This window comes from Vibrio sp. 1401, from assembly GCF_033340295.1.
Window position 1 is genome coordinate 75,865 of the sequence record NZ_JAWOWF010000017.1, and the last position, 16,616, is coordinate 92,480.

Below are 16,616 nucleotides of genomic sequence, written 5' to 3' on the forward strand. Positions count from 1 at the left end.
CCCGTTGATTTACCCGTTTGAACTCGTATAATCCTGTCCCTGTAGCGCGCCCTTAGCTCAGCTGGATAGAGCACGTCCCTTCTAAGGATGTGGTCATAGGTTCGAATCCTATAGGGCGTGCCATTTATTTCGGGGCGTAGCAGGTTAGTACTTGCTACGCCCTTTTTCGTTTTTGCTATTTTTAGTCAAGTAACTAGTCAAGTAAGCGTGAAGCTTAATGTAACTAACTGAATTACCATGCTTACTATTCCCCTTTCAATGTTAGTACGTGCTTTGTTTACATTGGGGAGTTGGGCATCGATGTATTGCCAAATCCTAGTTGATACCGAAGGAGTGCTACTATGGTGTGGATATATCAAGTGCTTTATAAACTCATATCAAAGGCAATACAGGGCTGATGTTGACTGTACTTTGAACATGCTCATGAAAGATCTTAGTTTTATCCATGTAATGGTCAGGTAAAGCGATAAAATACACGCTCGGACAATGGCCGAAACTTATTCGCTACATTGACGACAGCCACTTAACTATCGACAATAACAGTGCTGACGTGCAATTAAACCTCTGGTCATTGGCAGAAAAAACGGTCTCTTCTCGACCAATCCAAATGAGGTTGAAGCGAGTGCGATGCTTTACAGCATCGTCGAGACAGCGAAAGCTGAGCCTAATATAGATGCGCTTCTACCATGGAACTTCAAACATTAGCAAACCGCCCCGTAGGTTCATGGGCGCTTACGTCTTAGCTACCTAGTTTTAGTTTTTCAGTCATATTAAGTGAGTTGTTGAAGATAGAGTCAGCAATTTGAGTCGGGAACTCTTTAGGTAATCTGGATTTTAAGCGCTCAATAGCTTTAGGCATTTCAACTTGCATTTCATCAAGAATCGCTTGCATTTTTTCTTGGTCAAAACCTACATGCTTAGCTGTATCAATAAAGTGACGAGGATAGATTTTACTTATCTCATACTTTTTACCCTTGGTTGCTTTTAACCCCATAGCAAGCTTTAACTTCCGAATGTTTAGGCCTCTTCCTCCTAGTACTGGGTATGCTGATAAAATGTCGTAGAAAGGGGTTAGTCTGTAGCTTCCTCCTTTTTCTATAAAGATAGAAAAGTTTTTAGCATGTCCATCTGTTGCGCCGATAGCCCATTGAAAAACTTGGAATTTCATAAAGTTATATTGATCTTCGATTGCATTGTTAGAACCCATTAATAGATCCATTATTTCTGCAATTCCAGGTCCACCTTGAGATTCATATTTGATAGATGAGGGCATTCCATTTACCTGGCAAATATCTTCCTGTGGCAAACGCAATAGTTTTGTTTTATCACGGTTCCAACGTCTATCAAAGCGCTCTACTGCTAATGCTTTTACTTCACTTGTTTGGATGATTTCAACTTTAGGTACTTGAAAACCAAGCTCCCGAGCTAACTCAATACATAAGAATTCATTTTCAACACTATCTGTTAAATCCAATGTTGCTTGAGCTTGCTGTATCTCACCGATAGGTAACTTTATAATGTGTGTTGTTGGTGTATTACCTTTTGGTATACACCATTGTTCGTTGAAGCGAAGTAGAGCTGTTTTTTCTTGGGCGCCTGCTACAGAAATCCTAAAATCATCTTCCTCTTCTAGCATTCCTAGTGGGATGTCCGACTTGTAGGCGAGAAGTACATTTTCAAGTTTGTTCTCGTCTAATATTTCATAGCTAAGAGGCTCTTCTTTGTAAGGTTGATCTGGAGGCAATAATGAGACTGCTCCAACACTATCTTTCCCGACTTCTTTGAGAAGATCAAATGGCTGTTTAGATGCTGCCTTGTATCTTGCTACAATTCTGTCTCGAACTTTTGGGGTGTCAGGCAAAAGGTTATCAAAGTAGTTGATGACTGCGTCTGACTTTATAGAATTTAGTTGTAGTTTTAATGATAGTGATAAAGGGCGGGCTTTATCACTATCAATCCAGCTAGGGTCATATTTGAAAGAATGTGCTCCATTTGTTTGTTTTTGTAATCTACCAACAAGCTCTCCGTTCATATATGCGACTAATTCTTGCATCACCAATCCTCATCACTATTAGTATTGCTCTCTGGCTTATGATTTTTTTCATATACACTTATTGTCAGCTCCATCGCTTGAAGCAGTTTGAAAAAGGTTGAAAGTGTTGTTCCACTGGGATTATTTTCAAAGTTAGAAATAGTCGATTGTTTTAAGCCTACTTTTTTTGCTAGCTCACTTTGACTCCAGCGATTTTTTTGCCTTATGAGGAGCATTCTGTCTGCGAGTTGTTTTGGGCTATATATCATTTGTACTACCCCCGAGTAGTCTGTTTATCTAGTGAGATCCGCATAACCTATTCGACCTATATTCAAAATTTGCTATAGATTTTTAGTGATATTATCCCTTACAAGCGATAATAACATGACTATCCCTTCCAGAGGATAGATGATTCATTATCCCTTTCAGGGGATAGATAATGCTTTATCCCCTAAAAGGGATAGATAGTGCATTATCCCTTTCAGGGGATAGATAATGCTTTACCCCTCTATAGGATATATCTATTCAGGCATACATCTTTGATGTCTTAAACAAGATCTCAAATAGGCTAATAAAACTTGGTTAGGGGATCTGAGTCTGTTACTTTTTCTTTTATATTATTACAAATCAAATGCTTAATGTTTGGTTTCTGTTTTTACATATCTAATCTGGTAGCTATTTCTGGATCAATGATTGGTTGACTCGACATTAATACCCGTCATTTGATTAAACCGAGCGTTATGTTGTATTTCGCGCTCATTGCACTTTTAAATTACCAATTCTGAAGTTTCCTAAACAATACTCCAAGTCGAGCTAGCTTGGTTAGTTAGGGCGTATCACATCATTCAATTACTCCATACATGAGAAAGTGGTTATGACATAGGGTTGTTTAACCAATTAAATTTCAAGATATGAAGGTCAGACAGCCATTCCCACGCATGTGAATACGGTTATGACAGTGGGACCTAATTAATCAATTAGGTATGACGTGTGTTGAGACAATAAAGATTGCCCGTAAGCAAGAAAGTTTGCCCGTAGCGCACAACCCATTGTTTCGGTTAGTAGAGTATTGATGGTTGTTAAACCGATGCCCTGAACAGATCTGGTTAAGACCTACACCTTACGGGCAAACGCCGTGTTTTAACGGGCAAAGTTTATTGTTCCTGCACACATGCCGATAAGGTTGATTCCCATGAGTGGGAATAGAGCAAGTAACTAAAAATCAGCGGCACTCGATTTTGTTGAGCATGCCGATAATGGCTGATTCCCATGCGTGGGAATAGGGCAAGTAACTAAAAATCAGCGGCACTCGATTTTGTTGAGTATGCCGATCAAGTTGATTCCCATGCGTGGGAATAGAGCAAGTAGCTTAAAATCAGCGGCACTCGATTTTACTGAGTATGCCGATCATGGTTGATTCCCATGCGTGGGAATAGGGCAAGTAGCTTAAAATCAGCGGTACTCGATTTTGTTGAGCATGCCGATCAAGGCTGATTCCCATGCATGGGAATAGAGAAACTATCTAAAAATTAGCGGCACTTAATTTTGCTAAGTATGCCGATCAAGTTGATTCCCATGCGTGGGAATAGAGCAAGTAACTGAAAATCAGCGGTACTCGATTTTGTTGAGTATGCCGATAAGGTTGATTCCCATGCATGGGAATAGAGAAACTAACTAAAAATTAGTGGCACTCAATTTTGCTAAGTATGCCGATCAAGTTGATTCCCATGCGTGGGAATAGAGCCAGTAACTGAAAATCAGCGGCACTCGATTTTACTGAGTATCCCGATCATGGCTGATTCCCATGCGTGGGAATAGAGCGAGTAACTAAAAATCAGCGGCACTCGATTTTGTTGAGCATGCCGATCATGGCTGATTCCCATGCGTAGGAATAGAGCGAGTAGCTTAAAATCAGTGGCACTCGATTTTTCAGAGCATGCCGATCATGACTGATTCCCATGCGTGGGAATAGGGCAAGTAACTAAAAACTAGTTGTGCAGGAACAATAAACTCTGCTCGTTAAAACAAGGCGAATGACAATAGAGTTTGCCCGTATGGTGTAGGTCTTAACCAGACCTGTTCAGGGCATTGGCTTAACAGCCATCAATACTCTACTAACCGAAACAATAAGTTGTGCGCTACGGGCAAACTTTATTGTCTCTACACAATGACGATATGAAAATAACAGCACTATTCCCATGAGCTGGAGTAAGCTGACGATAAAGGTTGAAAAATTATGAGTTGAAAAGAAACTGAGAAGGATTTCTTCCTAGTTACCAGCTCGGAATGGGACATGAATGAGTTGGGGCAATCTGTCAGTTTCACTTCCCCGATGTGACCAGACCTGAAGTCGTATGAAGCGTTGTTCACCACGACAAGAGTGAATGTATCACCAGATGCCCCTAGGATTCTGAATAAAGTAGCGAATCCGACAATGTAACGAAACTTGGCCGTTAGACTGAGTGGGAACAAAATCGTGAGAGGATGTTCCTCCTGAAAACCACAGTTCGGGTAAGTGCTAGGGAGTCAATATGATGAACGCATGTGAATCCATTAAAGGTACGTTATGTGATGAAGCAGCGGAAGTGGTTAATACGCTGTGGCCAAAATGGCAATGAGAGTCGGAAAGGAGTTGGGCAGTGGCCTTTCGTGATCGTTATACTCTCCGTACTAGAGTGAGCATCTAAGTTGACATTTTACGTAACATACGGAACAGGGTAAGCCTGTATCGCTCCCTATGGGAAAGCCTTTTGTGGCCGATAGTGATGCAGGTAAAGGAGGTCGGAAAAAGCGATACCAAAGGGAGGGATAGCGATAAACTACTAGATCATATTAACCTTGTCGAACGTTAGTCCCTAACCCCTATTATTAATTAGCTAGCCAGTTCTAACTCACGAGACAGCTCGCGGTTCTCGTCGCTTTCCTGTATGTAATAGTCAAAATCAATATCAATATTTACAAAATCATTTTGTTTGTTCTCAGCGAATGTTTGAAATAAGGACTTGAACTTACGAGGTTGACCTGACGGGCAGGCACGTAGCAAGCCAGTAACTTCTGAGATGTGCGACTTTAGGATGGCATAGCCAATATCCTCTGTAAGGCGCTGATAAATCTTGTGTTTCGGATGACCTTTATCGCTGTACGTTCGGCTTTTTTTTAAAAAACTCTGAACTTCAGGTGGCAGCAGACTATAGACGTAGCGGAGTGTGACTTGTGCTACCCATTGCTGAGTTTTACCCATGCCACGGAATTTATGACCATAAACACGATGCACTTGCTCATAAAACGCGACGGGGAACATACCATCCACTGGCACAGCGCTCAGTTGATTCTTCAATGTTGTCATTTTCTTCAGCGCATCCGTCGCAGGCGTTTCGCTAGCAGAGCGAGCGATACCGCAGGCCTCGTCTATGAGTGATACAATGGAGGAGCTGACAGATTCTTCCATCATCTCGATGCAACGCCAATACAGATCGTATTGTGTGTGATGTAATTGACCCTCACGCTTTAGTCGACTATAGAGAATGCAGATTGAACCGACCAACTCCGCTCGATAGCCATACCTAGTGTTACCATTTTTGTCTTCGTAGTACACGCGCTGAGCAAGTTCCTGAATTTCAGGCGTTACATGCGGAAGAAGGTTGTTGGCCCCAATGACTGCTGGCATACCGTCGAGACGTTTTTCGCCCTTTCGTGAACGATTAAATGCCTCAAAAAGCGCGGTATCATTAAGTAACCGATGGCCTTTATTGGTCACTGTGCAACTTAATGCCCTATTGAGTACATAGACATTGCCAGAACTAATTTCATAGGTGGGTACAGAACTGTCGTGCGGATCGAATGACTGAAAGCTATTGAAATATAATTTCACCTCATTGGATAGACGTTTAATGTGTTTCAAATTATTTTTTGTCTTATTTGAAATGGATTTATACATAGTAAGTTTTCCTATATAGCAAGAATTAAATTTTAGCAATAAACATTATTGGATATAACCTAATGAGCTTCCTGATCAAGTTTCTGCCTGCCTAGCGATGTGCGTAGGATAATAAAATATGAAAAGATTGGAAGTGCAAAAAATTATCGTGAGCCGAACAATATTTAAACAGTGTGAATTATATACAGTTGGCTCGTTTGTGCTTAGGTGCTGAAAATTAAATAATTAATGAAGTTAATCAAATGCTAACAATGTTAACATGTTGCGAAATGCATAAAGTGTATTTATATCAATGCATTACAATGATGACTATAGTGGAAGGGTTGTGGCAATATAAGGATGAAAAGATAAAAGAGAGATGATGACTGTTCAATAATATTTTGTATAATAAAAACAAAAATAAAAAAGTAGTATTATCACAAAAATAAAAAAGTGGTTTTCTCAGGGGAGAAACTAAAAATCACAAAAATTTTAATTTTTTTGTGGGGGTTTTAAATAAAAAATATTTTATGGTATTATAAGGACGAGAAACTTAAGAGCTGACGAAAAGTGTTTAATAGTTTTTCTGGTAAGAGAAAAATTAAAATTCCGTGGTAATATAAGAACAATATTCAAAAATAAAAACTTCGTAGTACTTGAAAAATATTTCTCTAAAATGACGGGTAGTCTAAACCTCAAAGCATTAACATTCTAACCTGAAAAATTAACGTGGTTTGGTAGTCTAATATTTAAACAATCTAGCGACCGTTATTAAATTGGATTACTATCGTGCTGTTGAATATAATAAACCATCAACCAACTGAATCTACAGTCAATATTCCTCCCCTTTAATTTCTGACTAAAAAACACCCAGTCAAAAAAAACGACATTGTATGGGTTTTGAACCGAAAAGGTGTTCTAATTAGCTTAATATTTTAAGCATTTAGTTTCATTTGGTGCTACTTTGTCAGATTCTGCGAAGGTTAGTTCTAAGTTCAATACCCAACAGACATATAAGTATTAACATACTTTTCCTAATCTGATTACAGTGGATTAGGGCAATAGTTCTAAAGCGTTCTGTCCAAAAGTGAGCTGTGTGATGTCGAGTGTGGGTGTACGATTAAGTCACACTTTATAATCAAATCTGTCAGATCGTGTATGAGTTAGTATATGTGATTTTAGTCCTGCTTAGTTTGGTCTGTTACTTTTATTAAATCTCCGCCAGGTTGAAATTGATACTCCAGCTAACTGACAGGCTTTGAGCTGTGATAGCCCATTTGATTCGATGTATTGATTAGCCTTGAGGCACTTTCCAACAGTTTCTTGAGTCTGCTGTTTGCCTCGGTACTTGCCTTCTTTCTTAGCTTTATTTATTCCTTCCGCTTGTCGTCTTCTACGATCTTCATAATCCTTCGCGGCAATCGCTGCGAGTACATCAAAGAGAAGTTCATTCAGCTTCTTGAAAATAATGTTCGTAAGCTCATCACCGATAGAGTCGTCATTCTTTAATAACTGGTAACTCGTAGGGATATCGACAGCTACAATCGATACGCCAGATTGAACTAGCTTGTTTTTTAGCTTTTCCCAATCCTCGCTTGATAGACGTGTTAAGCGATCTAATTGCTCCACAAGGATGGTGTCACCATCTTCTGCAATATCGATAAGCTGATTTAAGATAGGTCGGTCAAAATCTCGACCTGAAGCATTTTCAATGAAGTACTCTGCTACTGTTACTTTGTGCTCACTTGCAAACCTTTCGAGGTAAGTTTTTGCACGAGTAGCATCTTGCTCCGAAGTAGATGCTCGCAAATATCCATAAATCATACTGTCTTATTCCTAATGGTTCATTTAGATACTCTAGTGAACTATAGTTCATTTAAGTCTGAGTTCAACCTAAATGACGCTCAAGCTCATATAGATGTGACGGGTATACCTAAAAGAACCAAAGAACAGTGTTCATATAACAAACAAAATAGAAAAAGCTAAAGAGCTTACTCTTTAGCATTGCCTAGTGACATGCTCGGAACTATAAAGCTTTGAATGCTTAAGTTCAGTTTGATAAAGAAGGGGGGAGTGAAGTCACAAAGTGGCAAGAACAGTGTTCCCGATGTTTTCTGCGTCAGTGTAAATGGAGAACCAATCACTAAACTTTGCTACTGATTGCTTACCTATACCGAGTTATCTTGTACGGAGTAATATTCTGTTGATCCTTTAGTATCAAACCTCATAATCTGACGAGCATGCAAAGAGTTCACCTTGTAAAGTAGAATAAGCTAAAGAGCTTTGCTCTTTGGCATTACCATCATTGATAGATAGAAGTTAGTTGCTATCGGAGTCACTAGAGCAAATTTTGTTTTTTGTTTTTTGTTTTTTGTTTTTTGTTTTGAGACGAGTGACAAGAAAAATCTAAGTTGCCACTTGTTATATTTATACCTTTGATTTTTAAGAGTAAATTTTTCTTATTGGTCTTTGGGGGATAAGAGAACACTGTTCACATTGTCGGTTTTAATTTTTTGTTGATTTCGAATTACATGATTAAAAACAAAAAAACTATAGAACAGTGTTCTTAAATCATGATTCCACCACTTTTATGGCTAGAGCTTGCTTAAACTAGCACTCCAGTCAGGTATAATCCCGACTAATTAGTAAAAGGATTCGCAAGAGCGAATGCACTTCTATCGAGAAAGTTATGACAACCAATACCGCAGTAGAAAAAATCAGCCTTGAAGAGCTAAAAACATGGCTTTGGGGCAGCGCAAACATCATGCGTGGCACAGTAGATAGCTCAGACTTCAAAAACTATATCTTTGGTCTCCTGTTCTTAAAACGTCTTTCAGACGTATTTGACGAGCGTGTAGAAGCCGTGATGGAAGAAGAAGGTTGCAGCGCCGAAGATGCAATGGCGCTCATTCAGGAAGATAACCCAGAGCAATTCGTTCCTGTGTATGCACGTTGGAACAAGCTGATCGAAAGAACGGAAAATATTGGTGAGTACATCGATGAAGCCTTTGCTGAAATCGAACATCAAAACCCATCACTAGAAAAAGTGCTTACCGCCATTCAATTTGGCGATAAAGAGAAGCTCAGCAATGAGTTACTAACTCGCCTACTCCGTCACTTTAACCAGCACAAGCTGGGCAATAAAAACCTCTACAAAGCCGACCTACTTGGTGATGCATACGAGTATTTGATTGGTAAATTTGCTGATGATGCTGGCAAGAAAGGCGGCGAGTTCTACACCCCTCATGAAGTGGTAGAACTTATCGTTAAGCTGATTGACCCACAACCAGGCCATGAGATTTATGATTTGACCTGTGGGTGTGGCGGCATGTTGGTTGAGTCCGCTCGTCACATCAAAGAGAACTACGAGAATGGCACCATCATGGGCAAGCCTAACTGTAAACTTTACGGTCAGGAGAAGAACCTAGGAACATGGGCAATTGCTAAACTCAACATGTTCTTGCACAACCTAGATGGTGACATTAAGCGCGGCGATACACTGGTAAATCCATTACATAAAGATGGCGAAGGCCTTCAAACGTTCGACCGTGTGATTGCCAACCCACCTTTCTCTCAATCTAAGTGGTGGGAACCGCTAGAACTCAATGACGGTAAAATCATTGATGGAAAAAGTGGCAAAGAGAGAAACGTGAAATACAGCACTGACCTTAAAGATCCTTATGGTCGTTTTGGTCTTGGCGTTGCACCGAGGACAAAAGCAGATCTAGCCTTTGTTCAGCATATGGTTGCCTCAACGAAAGATGACGGTCGTATCGGCGTTGTCGTCCCTCACGGTGTACTTTTCCGTGAAGGTGATGAGGGTAAAATTCGTAAAGGTATGCTTATCGGCAACGATGAATTTAAAGGCGACTTGATCGAAGGTGTAGTTGGTTTGCCGCCAGCACTTTTCTTCAACACAGGCATTGCGGCTGCTGTTTTGATCATCAATAAAGACAAACCTGCTGCACTGAAGAACAAGGTTATTTTCGTTGATGCTTCCGCCGAGTTTGGTGAAGGTAAGGCGATGAACTTCCTTCGCGAAGGCGATATCAAGCGCATCACGACCGAGTACAGCAAAGCGAAACAAACTTTAGTTGATGCAGGAAAGCAAACGGAAGATAAACTTTCTAAGTTGCTGGACTCTGTCTCGGTTGATAAATATCTACGCGTTGTCGATATTGCAGAAATAAAACAGAATGACTTTAATCTCAACATCAGTCGATATGTAGATACTTCAGAACCCGAAGAAATTGTAGATATACAAGATGTACTGAACAATCTTACAAATATTGATTCGAAACTAGCTGAGGTTGATCAATCTTTATCTAAACAATTGTCATCCATCATTAAACAGGGTTAATTATGCTTGGTAATAAGATTAATAACATTCCTGATGGATGGAAAGTTGAGCACATCGAAGACTTTGCATCGATAAAAACAGGCACTGGAGATACTCAAGACCGAGAAGATGGTGGTAAATATCCCTTTTTTGTACGCTCAAACACTATTGAAAGAGTAAACAAATATACGTTTGATGGAGAGGGAGTTTTGACATCAGGTGATGGTGTAGGAGTTGGTAAGATTTATCACTATGTGAATGGGAAATTTCACTACCATCAACGTGTCTATAACATCCATAACTTTAAACCTCACGTTTTAGGAAGGTATTTCTACCAGTTTTTTCGCTATCGCTTTTTTCAGCGTGTATCACGAATGAGTGCAAAAGGTTCTGTAGATTCGGTGCGAATGGAAATGATTGCGAAGATGAGTATTCTTATCCCTACAATCGAAGAACAACAGAAAATTGCAGATATCCTTTCAACTGTTGATAAGAAAATCGACCTTATCGACCAAAAAATTGCAGAAACCGAAAAGCTTAAAACAGGCTTAATGCAAAAGCTGTTTTCAGAAGGTGTCGGTGTTCAGGACGAGAATGGAGAGTGGCAACCGCATACTGAGTTTTATCTATTACCGACAGGAGAATACCCTCAAGCTTGGCAACCAAAAACTCTAAATGATGTTTGTGAAAAAATTGGTGATGGCATTCACACAACACCTAAATATGTTGAAGATTCAGAGTACAGGTTTGTAAATGGAAATAACATAAAGAATGGCAAATTAGTAATTACTAAAAAAACTAAATGCGTGTCTAAAAATGAGTATGATAAGCACAAAAAGGAGCTATCTCTAGACACTATTTTACTATCTATCAATGGAACTATTGGAAGCTTGGCGTATTACGATGGAAGCTCTATTGTTTTGGGCAAAAGTGCTGCATACCTTTCTCCCAAAGAAATGATACAAAAAGAGTTTCTATACTACTACTTATCCACCTCAAACGTATCCAAATGGTTTGCTATGGGATTAACAGGCACAACTATCAAAAATTTATCTTTAAAAACAATACGTAATACACCAATAGCAATACCACATTTTAAAGAGCAAGCCGCAATCACAAGTATATTGACAGAGGTCGATAAAAAAGTTGCCCTTTTGAAAGCTCAAAAACACGAAACCCAGCAACTGAAAAAAGGCTTAATGCAGAAGCTACTTACGGGTAAATGGCGAGTTCCTGTTGAGGAAACTGAAGCAGCTTAGCTATAGCTCTATGATGCCTTCAAACGAAGGCATCTAAAAAACAAAAAATGTAATTTAAATGAACAATAAAAAATGAATAACAATAAATAAAGGAATAAGGTATGTCAGGTCAGGCTGAATCATCAAATCCAGAGCTAGTTGGGGTAGAACGCCCAGCGATTGAATGGTTAAAAACTCTTGGTTATCAGCATATTAAAGGTCGAAATGTAGAGCAAACACACAAGACCGAGCCTGTTATTCTGGAGTCAGTGTTAACTGACAGGCTACACGCCCTTAATCCTTGGCTGGCCGAGATTCCAAACGGAGCAGGCAAAGCGATTAAACAGCTCAGAGACATATGGTTTGAACATAACAGCGACTTAATGCTGGCTAACCATGCGTTCTGGAAGCATGTTCTGTTTCAATCGAACCTGCAACAAAAAGACAAATATGGTCAACCTCGTAGTATCCGCTTCATTAACCAAACGGGTGCCGAGGGTAACTTATTCCATGTGGTTGATCAGTACATCGGTAAAAATGCCAACGATGAACTTTTTAAGCCAGATTTATTGTTATTCATTAATGGCTTACCCCTGGGCTTGATTGAGTGTAAAAACAGCTCAATTAAGCTCAGCAAAGGCATTGCACAAATTGATGGCTACCAAGGCACTTTTACTCAACACTTTGCCTTTAATATGGTTTGTGCTGCCATTAACCGCAGCCAAGCCAAGTATGGTGCTATCTATGCGTCAGAACAGTTCTATCTAACTTACAAATTTGATCCGAAAAAGCCTGACGAGAACATTGTTCTTACCGAATTAGAAAATCGATTAGGAAAGAAGCCTACAGAGCAAGACAAGCTACTGTGGGCATTATTCGAGCCTTCCCGATTCGTGCGTTTAGTCTGTTTCTACCCTATGTATGAAATTGAAAAAGGCGTCATGATCAAGAAACTGCCACGTTACCAACAGTGGCGTGCCGTAGAGAAAACGCTACTCCGTCTACAGGGTAAAGACCCACAGCTATTAGGCCAAGAACTTGGCGGCGTGGTTTGGCATACGCAAGGGAGTGGTAAATCACTGACGATGGCACTACTTGCCCGTTTAATGCGAGCCGAAATTTCTGGTTTCAATAACCCAAGTATTTTGATTCTTACCGACCGCACTGACCTTGACCGTCAGATCCACAATACCTTTACTAATGTCGGCCTTGAATCGATTAAAGCAGATTCCGTCGCTGGGCTAGAAGCCATGCTCAGCAATGACTACGGCACCATTTTCACTTCGACCGTTCAAAAGTTTCAAGAAAGCGATGGTAAGCAGATACAGGCCGCAAAAGAGTCTGAAGATGAGGATTCCATTGCAGACTCTAAAAGTCGTGTCAGACGCGTTTTGAGGAAGGATGATTCTGGGCAAGAACAGTGCTGGATTTTGAAGGAGAACAATGTTCTTCACGGTCAAGCCGATGCTAATGGCAACCCTAAAAAAGCCAAATGGGAACTCGTGAGCGAAGAGAAAGTTGATTTTCGTGTTCTGAGTACCAAGCCAAACTTCTTCGTGATGGTTGATGAAGCTCACCGCAGCCAGTATGGATTCCTTGCTGCATTCATGCGTGCTTCTTTACCTAATGCCAAGTTCATAGCATTTACTGGCACCCCGCTTTTTAAAGACGATAAAGAAACCCTGGGTACATTCGGCGGTAAAGAGTACATCGATACTTACCGCCTCGACGAGGCGGTTGCAGATGGTGCAACGCTGCCTATTAAATATCTTGAAGGTATGGCGCAATGGGGTAGCGACGGAAAGCTAAAACAAGCTTTTGAGGATGAATTTGGTAATGAGCCTTTAGCCCGTAAGAAAAAGCTAAAGCAAGAGTTACTCAAAAAACGTCGTGGTGCTATCGGGCGTATTGAGGAGAATGCTCGCCATCTCGTCGAACATTTTCTATCAAGTGTGAAGCCTCGCGGCTTTAAAGCCATGCTGGTATGTGACGGGCGTGATATGGCTGTTCGCTATAAAGACGTACTGAACCAAATCATGCAGGAACGTCAAAACGAAGGTCTGCCGACCTTTGAAAGCCGAGTGGTTATTTCTCTCGGTAGTATGACAGATAAGCGTACAGGTATTAGTGAACAACAAGCTCATTATGCATCAGGCTCAACCTCAAAACTTGAAACTATCGAAGAGCGTATCAAGCGAGAACTCAAACAAGGCCAAACACCGATAGCTGTACCGTCAGAAAAGATCCCAAGCTTGGTGAACGATGAATTTAAGCTACCGTATGGTGATGAGTCTGCTAATACCAAAGAAGAAACCAAGTTTAACAACATTGGGTTAATCATCGTTTCTGACATGCTGTTAACTGGCTGGGATGCTCCTATTGTCAGCACTCTATATTTGGATAAACCGCTAAAAGAACATACTTTGCTTCAGGCTATTGCTCGTGTAAACCGAACTCGAAAAGGTAAGAAAGCGGGTTACATTGTCGATTATTTCGGTGTAGTTGAGTACCTAGATGAAGCGCTGAAAGTTTATGGGGGTGACGTACAACCCGATCAAGTATGGACGGACGTAGAAGCGGAGTTACCACGTCTTCAATCAGCTTTGACAAAAGTGTTAGACATTCTTCCGAAAAAGCACAATCCCGTGAAGCAACCAGAACCTTACAAAGAGGATGCAGATCTCTACCTAGACCCAGATACTCGTCTAGATATTGTTGAAGACTTCCTCGTTGCTCTCGCTGGATTCAATAGCCGCTTAGATATCGTGTTACCCGACGAACGCGCATCTAAATATCAGCCTTACTTCAAAGTGCTGAATGAGATAAAACTCCAACTGCGCAACAAAATGCCTGAGAGTGCTGATACGGTTCGCATCACCGCATCTGAATCTGAGCTGCTTAAAAACATGCTCGACGAGCATATAGAAGCAAGTGAAGTTAAGAGCTTGCTAGGTCGTGAAGTTTCAATTCTGGATGCTGCAGATATGGATCTACTCCGCAAACAAAAAAGTGCAGGGAGTGCAGCGTTGGTCATGAAGAACAAACTCAAACACACCATTAAGACGGGTAAAGGTAAAGATCCTGCCTTCTTTGGCGACTTGGAAGAAGAGCTAGAGAAACTTATCCAAGATGAACGTGAAGGACGTATTGAACAAGCTCTATTCCTAGAGCAGCTAGAACTTTTTGCTCAGCGTGTTCGTGATAAAGATGCAAAACCATCTGAAATGGGCTTGGAAACAGCAACAGAGCGAGCCGTGTTCAACTACTTGGAAAAGCAGGTAGAGGAAGCTGAAGCTCTGGCATGGACTAAAGGCATCTTTAGCCACCCTGATATCGCTGAAGTAATGTTGTCTCCGATATGGAAAAAACAGACTGATATTCACAATGAGATCAAGAAAACAATCAGAACGATTTTACGTGGTCTTGGAGGCTGGGATATGACAGTAGCACGTCAGCACTCTGCTGAAATTTTCAGTATTATGCTGAACAACTGATCCTTTGCTTCATTAATGACGAAAGAAACAGATGCCAATTTTTCAATACGGTACAACTGAAATCGAGTGGGAATTTAAGCTCGATTCAAAACTCAGTCACCACTACGTTACTGTAGAACGAGGTAAGACCGTTCTTCTTAGAGGCCCAAGTGCCTCTGAGGACGAGCAACGAGAGCTGATTCAGTATAGAGCAAGGTGGATCAAAGAGCGCCTAGCCGAAGTAAATCAACCGTTAAAAGAAGAAATCGTCACAGGTAGCCGAGCGCCCTACCGTGGTCGTTCTTTCTATTGTGAAGTGATCCCTGCGCCAGAGTTATCGACGGTAGAAGTGAAGTTTAACCAAAGCCGTTTTAAAGTTCTTTCTCCCGAAGGCCACTTCGTCAGCCGTGAGCGATTCAAACCAGCTTTAGAACGTTTCTACAAACAAAAAGCCTTAGACAAAGTTGCTTCTCGTTTACGCTATTGGCAGCAGGAAACGGGTATGCAAGCCACAACTTTCCACATAAAAAAGTTTGATGCACGTTGGGCTAACTGCACCGAGAACAATGTTCTGGAGTTCCACCCTCGTTGCATGGAGTTTTCCAATAAGGTGATGGATTACATAATCCTTCATGAGCTATGTCATACCGTAGAAAAAAGCCATAGCAAAAACTTTTGGAAACTAGTCGCCAAGTATTGTCCTGACTGGAAAGAGCTGCATGAAGAGGTAGAGCGTTCTGGTATGGGTTTATAAGGAAAATAATGACAACTCAAAAATATACAGTAAATCAGTACATGATCGATTCAGTGGTCAACTGGGTTAAGTCAGGTGAGATAGCGATACCCGAGATTCAACGTCCTTTCGTATGGGATTCATCAAAAGTAAGAGACTTGATCGATAGTTTGTACCAAGGTTTTCCCGTCGGTTACATCATTGCCTGGAAAAACCCTAACGTAAAACTCAAAGATGGCTCTGTTTCTGAGGGTAAGAAAGTACTTATTGATGGACAGCAACGTGTCACCGCTTTACAAGCAGCTCTCACGGGCCAACCTGTAATTAATCAGAAGTACCAAACTGTTAAGATCAAGATAGCTTTTAATCCATTAGAAGAAAAGTTTGAAGTACTGAACCCTGCAATTGAGAAAGACAAAACTTGGGTGAATGATATAGCACCACTAATGAGTGGTGAGGTAAAGGTGCATCATCTTGTTCCAAAGTACCTAGAGCTTAATTCTGATATTGAAGCGGATTTGATTTATGACCGTATTGATAAGCTCTGTGACATCGTAAAAAAACAGATCGGCATGATTGAGCTGGATTCGGAGCTTGATATTGAAACGGTAACGGAAATCTTTATCAGAATTAATTCTAAAGGGGTCGTCCTGAGCCAAGCAGATTTTGCTATGTCAAAGATTGCAGCGAATGAAGAATTCAATGGTAATACTTTACGAAAAGCGATTGATTACTTTTGTCACCTTGCTAAAGCCCCTGAGTTTATTGCACATATCGAGAATGATGAGGCCTTCATCTCTACTGATTACGGCTTTGTTGCTTAAATCGATGGAACTAAATCAAGAAGCTACGATCTGATCGGCTACACCCATTAATCGTCGTAGC

Annotated in this window: 9 protein-coding genes, 1 tRNA gene and 1 pseudogene; 7 read left to right on the forward strand and 4 right to left on the reverse strand. The window is 40.7% G+C overall.

Annotated elements, in window-relative coordinates; all coding sequences use genetic code 11:
- Nucleotides 1–46 precede the first annotated feature (46 nt).
- Nucleotides 47–123: transfer RNA gene (locus R7Z77_RS11165), tRNA-Arg, on the forward strand.
- Between the two features lie 334 nt (nucleotides 124–457).
- Nucleotides 458–705 (forward strand): annotated as a pseudogene (locus tag R7Z77_RS11170) (IS66 family transposase); the annotation flags it as partial.
- 34 nt (nucleotides 706–739) lie between these two features.
- Here R7Z77_RS11170 and R7Z77_RS11175 read toward each other — a convergent pair.
- The 4 genes from R7Z77_RS11175 to R7Z77_RS11190 all read right to left on the reverse strand — a co-directional run bounded on the left by R7Z77_RS11175 (nucleotide 740) and on the right by R7Z77_RS11190 (nucleotide 7,772).
- Complete coding sequence (locus tag R7Z77_RS11175; RefSeq protein ID WP_318136655.1) at nucleotides 740–2,053, reverse strand: type II toxin-antitoxin system HipA family toxin; 1,314 nt, start codon at nucleotides 2,051–2,053, stop codon at nucleotides 740–742.
- Nucleotides 2,053–2,301 (reverse strand): type II toxin-antitoxin system antitoxin HipB, encoded by a 249-nt coding sequence (gene hipB, locus R7Z77_RS11180; protein ID WP_256954248.1) that lies wholly within the window; start codon nucleotides 2,299–2,301, stop codon nucleotides 2,053–2,055. The genes R7Z77_RS11175 and hipB overlap by 1 nt, the downstream gene beginning before the upstream one ends.
- Nucleotides 2,302–4,904: 2,603 nt before the next feature.
- Nucleotides 4,905–5,789, reverse strand: coding sequence for a P63C domain-containing protein (locus R7Z77_RS11185; protein ID WP_318136656.1), 885 nt, complete (start codon nucleotides 5,787–5,789; stop codon nucleotides 4,905–4,907).
- Nucleotides 5,790–7,136: 1,347 nt separating this feature from the next.
- On the reverse strand, nucleotides 7,137–7,772 hold the full coding sequence (locus R7Z77_RS11190) for a recombinase family protein (RefSeq protein ID WP_318136657.1): 636 nt from the start codon (nucleotides 7,770–7,772) through the stop codon (nucleotides 7,137–7,139).
- An 865-nt stretch (nucleotides 7,773–8,637) separates the two neighbouring features.
- Here R7Z77_RS11190 and R7Z77_RS11195 point away from each other — a divergent pair.
- From R7Z77_RS11195 to R7Z77_RS11215, 5 genes are all read left to right on the forward strand, one after another.
- Nucleotides 8,638–10,308 carry a class I SAM-dependent DNA methyltransferase gene (locus R7Z77_RS11195; protein WP_318136658.1) on the forward strand — a complete coding sequence of 557 codons (1,671 nt, stop codon included), beginning with the start codon at nucleotides 8,638–8,640 and terminating at the stop codon, nucleotides 10,306–10,308.
- A gap of 2 nt (nucleotides 10,309–10,310) precedes the next feature.
- Entirely contained in the window at nucleotides 10,311–11,546 is a 1,236-nt protein-coding gene (locus tag R7Z77_RS11200) for a restriction endonuclease subunit S (protein WP_049879910.1), read from the forward strand.
- 101 nt (nucleotides 11,547–11,647) lie between these two features.
- Entirely contained in the window at nucleotides 11,648–15,019 is a 3,372-nt protein-coding gene (locus R7Z77_RS11205) for a type I restriction endonuclease subunit R (protein WP_318136659.1), read from the forward strand.
- Nucleotides 15,020–15,050: 31 nt separating this feature from the next.
- Entirely contained in the window at nucleotides 15,051–15,752 is a 702-nt protein-coding gene (locus R7Z77_RS11210; protein ID WP_318136660.1) for a SprT family zinc-dependent metalloprotease, read from the forward strand.
- Nucleotides 15,753–15,760: 8 nt separating this feature from the next.
- Nucleotides 15,761–16,555, forward strand: a complete 795-nt coding sequence (locus R7Z77_RS11215) for a DUF262 domain-containing protein (RefSeq protein WP_318136661.1) — start codon at nucleotides 15,761–15,763, stop codon at nucleotides 16,553–16,555.
- Nucleotides 16,556–16,616 lie beyond the last annotated feature (61 nt).